At 36.8% G+C, this 4,553-nt stretch carries 7 protein-coding genes; 6 read left to right on the top strand and 1 reads right to left on the bottom strand.

Going from position 1 to position 4,553, the window contains the following annotated elements; genetic code table 11:
- Positions 1-80: 80 nt before the first annotated feature.
- The gene (locus AC29Z1_RS13920) at positions 81-695 is read right to left on the bottom strand and encodes a hypothetical protein (protein WP_488272056.1); all 615 of its coding nucleotides are present in this window, start codon (positions 693-695) and stop codon (positions 81-83) included.
- Between the two features lie 117 nt (positions 696-812).
- Here AC29Z1_RS13920 and AC29Z1_RS13915 point away from each other — a divergent pair, with 117 nt between their 5' ends.
- From AC29Z1_RS13915 to AC29Z1_RS13890, 6 genes are all read left to right on the top strand, one after another.
- Entirely contained in the window at positions 813-941 is a 129-nt protein-coding gene (locus AC29Z1_RS13915) for a hypothetical protein (protein ID WP_488272055.1), read from the top strand.
- A gap of 301 nt (positions 942-1,242) precedes the next feature.
- Positions 1,243-1,536: a hypothetical protein gene (locus AC29Z1_RS13910; protein ID WP_488272054.1), complete on the top strand. Its 294-nt coding sequence runs from the start codon at positions 1,243-1,245 to the stop codon at positions 1,534-1,536.
- An 18-nt stretch (positions 1,537-1,554) separates the two neighbouring features.
- Positions 1,555-1,956: a DDE-type integrase/transposase/recombinase gene (locus tag AC29Z1_RS13905; protein ID WP_488272053.1), complete on the top strand. Its 402-nt coding sequence runs from the start codon at positions 1,555-1,557 to the stop codon at positions 1,954-1,956.
- Positions 1,920-2,273 carry a hypothetical protein gene (locus AC29Z1_RS13900; RefSeq protein ID WP_488272052.1) on the top strand — a complete coding sequence of 118 codons (354 nt, stop codon included), beginning with the start codon at positions 1,920-1,922 and terminating at the stop codon, positions 2,271-2,273. The genes AC29Z1_RS13905 and AC29Z1_RS13900 overlap by 37 nt, the downstream gene beginning before the upstream one ends.
- 670 nt (positions 2,274-2,943) lie before the next feature.
- Positions 2,944-3,408, top strand: coding sequence for a hypothetical protein (locus tag AC29Z1_RS13895; RefSeq protein WP_488272051.1), 465 nt, complete (start codon positions 2,944-2,946; stop codon positions 3,406-3,408).
- A gap of 820 nt (positions 3,409-4,228) precedes the next feature.
- Positions 4,229-4,553: IS110 family transposase (locus AC29Z1_RS13890; RefSeq protein WP_488272050.1), on the top strand; the 325-nt coding region annotated here is incomplete at its 3' end.

Here is a 4,553-nt window from a genome sequence, read left to right as displayed (position 1 = left end):
CTTGATGTACAGTTTACCACTTGTTTGTGCTGTCCATCAAACGGGGTACGGGGCAGAGATCAACGTGTCCTAATCTGGTTCTACCGTATTTTTTCACTTAACGGTGCTTCATCAAGCAGGCTAAGAAAAGTTTCTACATCATCTAATTGTAACCGACATGATAAACAATATATAATTGCACCATCACGACGATTGAAGGCGTATAACTCATTATGATTTGCTTTCTGAAGCAATAAGTCTGTTTCTTCCACCGTAAGACCTAATATTATCGCAAGTTTGATTACCGTGTTACGAATGGGTTTTCGTTCACCTCTTAAGATTTGGTAAAAATGTCCCTTCTCCATGTTGGCTAGACGAATAATATCTGAAGGAACATACCCTTTTTCGACAATTAGTTTTTGTAGATAAGTCTCGAATTTAATGTCATTTGACTTTAGTGTTTTTAATAAACTCAAAATTTTCTCTTTGTCTTGATAACCAAATGAAGCTAACTTTTCTTTTAGTTCTTTGGCGCTAAGCTTGCTAAGAGTCTGGCTTTTATCTAGTACGGGGACATATTTATCTTTTTTTTTCTTACTCAGTCCATCAATAGCCACACCGAAACCAACAATAGTAGTCCTTCCCAGCAATATCGGGCATAGCGGTAAGAGGTAATGTTTTTTATAAATTTCGTTAAATCTTATTACATGATCCATTACTGATTCAGGTAATTTAAAAATATTAATCACTCCCCTAAAGTGGGCATTCTGCACACCCCTATATTAAATGGTTGATTTATAATCAATTTAGAAATTAGCAGGAGGTTGATAACAATGAAAGAAATAATTGAAATGGTAGATTGGAAAAAAGTGTTTAATGATGCTGCTAAATCAGCTCTAGTGGCAATCATTCCAGTTCTAACAGCACTTGCTTCTGGTTATTATGACAAAAAAAATTCATAAATAAGAATTCTTCATTTATCATGGATTACCTGTCAAAAAAAACGGCAGCAAAGCCGGAAGTGCAAGCAGATGCCTTCTGGATTGCTGCCATCAACTTATTGATTCCCATAATGTTGTAAAATACTATTTCTGAACTACCCCCGACCTTTTAGACAATAATAGAAAATCCACTTGTAAGCGGTAAAATAAAAGGGATGAAATTCGGCCACTGAAAATGGATGAAATTAAAACTCCATAGTCTTTTCAAAACCCTGATATTCTTTCAGGTAGAAAGGACGTGGATATGTTGTTGAGGTGGCCGATGTATAGTAAATTTCATGAACTAAAAGCACAAAAGATTAAGAAGGCGCAAGTTGCCCGGAAGCTGTCACTTGACCCTAAAACAGTTGCCCGCTTCTGGAATATGACGCCTGAAGAGTTTTTAACCTTTTCTAACAAAAAGCGTAAACATAAGTTAGATAAATACGAAACTGTCATTGTTAACCGTCTCCGAGAGTTTCCGGATTTGAGCGCTGCTCAGATCATGGATTGGCTAATAGAAATCTATGACGATACATCTCTTAAAGAGCGAACAGTACGAAGATATGTTGCTTAGTTACGTAAAAAGCATCAAATGCCTAAACCAATAACAATACGGCAGTATGAGGCGGTTGAAGAACTTCCTCCTGGGTTGCAATTGCAAATTGACTTTGGACAAACCGCTGTACCTAAGACAGAGGGAGGAAAATCTACTGTTTACTGTATGGGAGCAGTACTATCTCATTCACGATACAAATACGCTGAGTGGTCAGATAAGCCGCTTACTACGCCACTCCTGGTAACTATGCTAAAACGATGTTTTGAATTCTTCGGTGGCGTACCCAAAGAAATTGTCTTTGATCAAGATAAGCTAGTAGCAGTTAGTGAAAACTATGGAGATATCATATTTACTACTGAGTTTGAACAGTTTAAACAGTTCATGGGATTCTCCGTATATCTATGCGTAAAGGTGACCCTGAAAGCAAAGGCAAAGTAGAAGCCGTTGTCAAGTATCTGAAGAACAACTTTGCTAAACACCGCCTCTTCACTTCACTGACAGATTGGAACCAAACACAACTAGATTGGCTGAAGCGCACAGGTAATGCCAAAGAACATGGGACAACAAAAAAAGTACCAGCGCAAGCATTTCTCCTCGAAAAGCAACACTTGCGGCCAGTACCCTCAATAAAAATCCCTGAAGACATTTTAGCAGTAATGGTGCGTAAAGACAATACCATTCTGTATAAGTCTAACAGGTATTCTGTTCCTCTCGGTACGTATCGCCCAGGCCGCAAACTGACTGCTCCTTATTAGTAGACGCATAGTCAAGCTAAAACAACTAAATATCTTGCTCAAACTGCCTTGGGGATAAGCACCCCCAAGGCAGTTTGTTTCTCTGCCTATAAAAGACTTTTTTGGCTATTTCTCTACCATCAAAGACTCCATTGCCTCGCACTAGTTCCGTATTTAATAATTTAATATTTTATGGAAATTCTCTGCTATGGTATTATCATAAGAAATTACCACCAGGTCTGCTCATGCTGGCTTTGAAGCCATGTTTGCTTAACATATCTATATATTGTTTCCCGCAAAACTATAAGTCGCGACCTGTGTGTATAATTAGCCATGGAGTGTTTTTTTCTGACCCAATAGCTGCTTGAAGAACATTGATAGCTAATTGCTCCTTCAGGTCTTGTCCATCGACCAACCAACTTCTTTCGGGTATTCTATTTTATTATTTTTGAATACTTTACTTTGAGGATGGCTTGGATTTTTTTTTGAATTTATTTCTCCTTTCCACCCATACACATTCGTTTAGCTTAGCTATGTGATACCTCGAAACATTGTCCAGTAGATGTAGTTAATAGCATTACTAAGACTGAAAAATAAATAAACCACCGAAAATATTGTGAAGTAACTATCACACTTCACATAACCTAACCGTATGATATACAAAAAACATATTGGGATGGTGATGTGGTATATGGCTGTCACAGAAGAAGTTGCTGTAGGGAATAATCAGGATCGTATACTAAGAGAAATACTGCTTATAAGGCTAGCATTAACAGAAATGTATAAGAACAATCGGTCTTCAGAAGATGTTGAATATATCAAAGAAGCAGTTACAGCTTTAAATACAAAAATAAATTCCATTGATACCCAAATAAAAGACCTTGATACAAAAATTGAAAGAAAATGTGACGCTCTAGAAAGTAAAATTAATACTTTAGATGACAAAATCGAAAGAAAGTTAGATACCCTTGATAGTAAACTGGATAAAAAAATAGATAAATTAACCGCCATAGAAACTGATGTAAAAAAAATAAATGATAAACAACAACTTATTGAACAATCCATGAATGAAGCCGTTCAAACAAACAGATGGCGCTATGGTATTTCTATAAGCCTTGTGGCAGCTGGCGCTGCTATTGCAAAATTATTTTTGTAATTTGACATACACGTGAATGCAGTATAACTAAAGATATTAATGATACCAATAGTATTATGTCTTTTACAAAAAAATACGTGAAATACGAAACCTCCATCCCCTTGGTTGTAACTAATTAACATTGACACTCTCTTTTATATTATGACATTTTTTTACTTTTATCTAAAAAATAAGTATACGATATACTGATTATTTTGCCTAGTCTATCAGATTATGTCAAAATTTTTACCATTTTTTCTCATGGAAAATAATTCAACAGAAGCTTGGTTTTTGTTATAATAGGCATGTGACTAAAGTCCTGTCAATAGGACTTTAGTTCTGTTTTAATATATTTTAAATACTAAGAGGGTGTTACCGTGGTGGACCATCGCATAAATAGCCTGATAAAGCGACTTGATACATTAGGATACATGCCTTACCAAATTCAGAGTATTTTGGAAGAGGCAGCTAATGGTGCAAACTTGAATAGCATCTCCCCAGAACAAGCAAACCAGATTGTAGAGTACCTGGAGGAATATATTGTATTTGCTGAAAAATGCAAAAAATATAAATACTAATTGCTGTTTTCTCCACTAAAGATGGAGCATTATTGTATTTGTTAATTACATAAACTATCACGTGCTCCCCACGCCACCATAAACGAAAATAGTATAATAAGGCTACGGCAAGAGCTCGTTAATTTTTGAGATACGAACTCGATACACAAACTGAGATTCACTCCCGCAACGTACCGCAATTTGTCTAAGCTTCATCAAAGCATAAGGACGCACGGTAAAATGAGCAAAGCACGGGAGTGACGCCGTAGAAATGGGGGCATAAAGTGCAAGTAGTCTATGAGCGTTGTAGCGGAATTGATGTTCATAAGCAAAAAATTGTTGTCTGCATGAAACAGGGGATAAAATTTGAAATACGTCAGTTTGGTACATTCACACGGGATTTACGGGAAATGACAGAATGGTTAAAAGCATCCGGGTGTCAGATGGTGGCAATGGAAAGTACAGGTCCTTACTGGAAACCGTTATACAACGTCTTTGAGGCGCAAGACCTTCCCGCTATTGTAGTAAATGCGGCACATATGAAAGTGCTGCCGGGTAGAAAAACAGATATATCAGATGCAGAATGGATCGCTGATTTGCTGCAACATG

Source organism: Sporomusa sp. (assembly GCF_057736855.1).
The sequence above is the reverse complement of the archived record's forward strand: the minus strand, read 5'-3'. Positions and strand labels throughout refer to the sequence as shown.

Coding starts and splice junctions, on each gene's coding strand:
- AC29Z1_RS13920 (WP_488272056.1), bottom strand. CDS start 695: ATGGATCATGTAATAAGATTTAACGAAATTTATAAAAAACATTACCTC.
- AC29Z1_RS13915 (WP_488272055.1), top strand. CDS start 813: ATGAAAGAAATAATTGAAATGGTAGATTGGAAAAAAGTGTTTAATGAT.
- AC29Z1_RS13910 (WP_488272054.1), top strand. CDS start 1,243: ATGTATAGTAAATTTCATGAACTAAAAGCACAAAAGATTAAGAAGGCG.
- AC29Z1_RS13905 (WP_488272053.1), top strand. CDS start 1,555: ATGCCTAAACCAATAACAATACGGCAGTATGAGGCGGTTGAAGAACTT.
- AC29Z1_RS13900 (WP_488272052.1), top strand. CDS start 1,920: ATGCGTAAAGGTGACCCTGAAAGCAAAGGCAAAGTAGAAGCCGTTGTC.
- AC29Z1_RS13895 (WP_488272051.1), top strand. CDS start 2,944: ATGGCTGTCACAGAAGAAGTTGCTGTAGGGAATAATCAGGATCGTATA.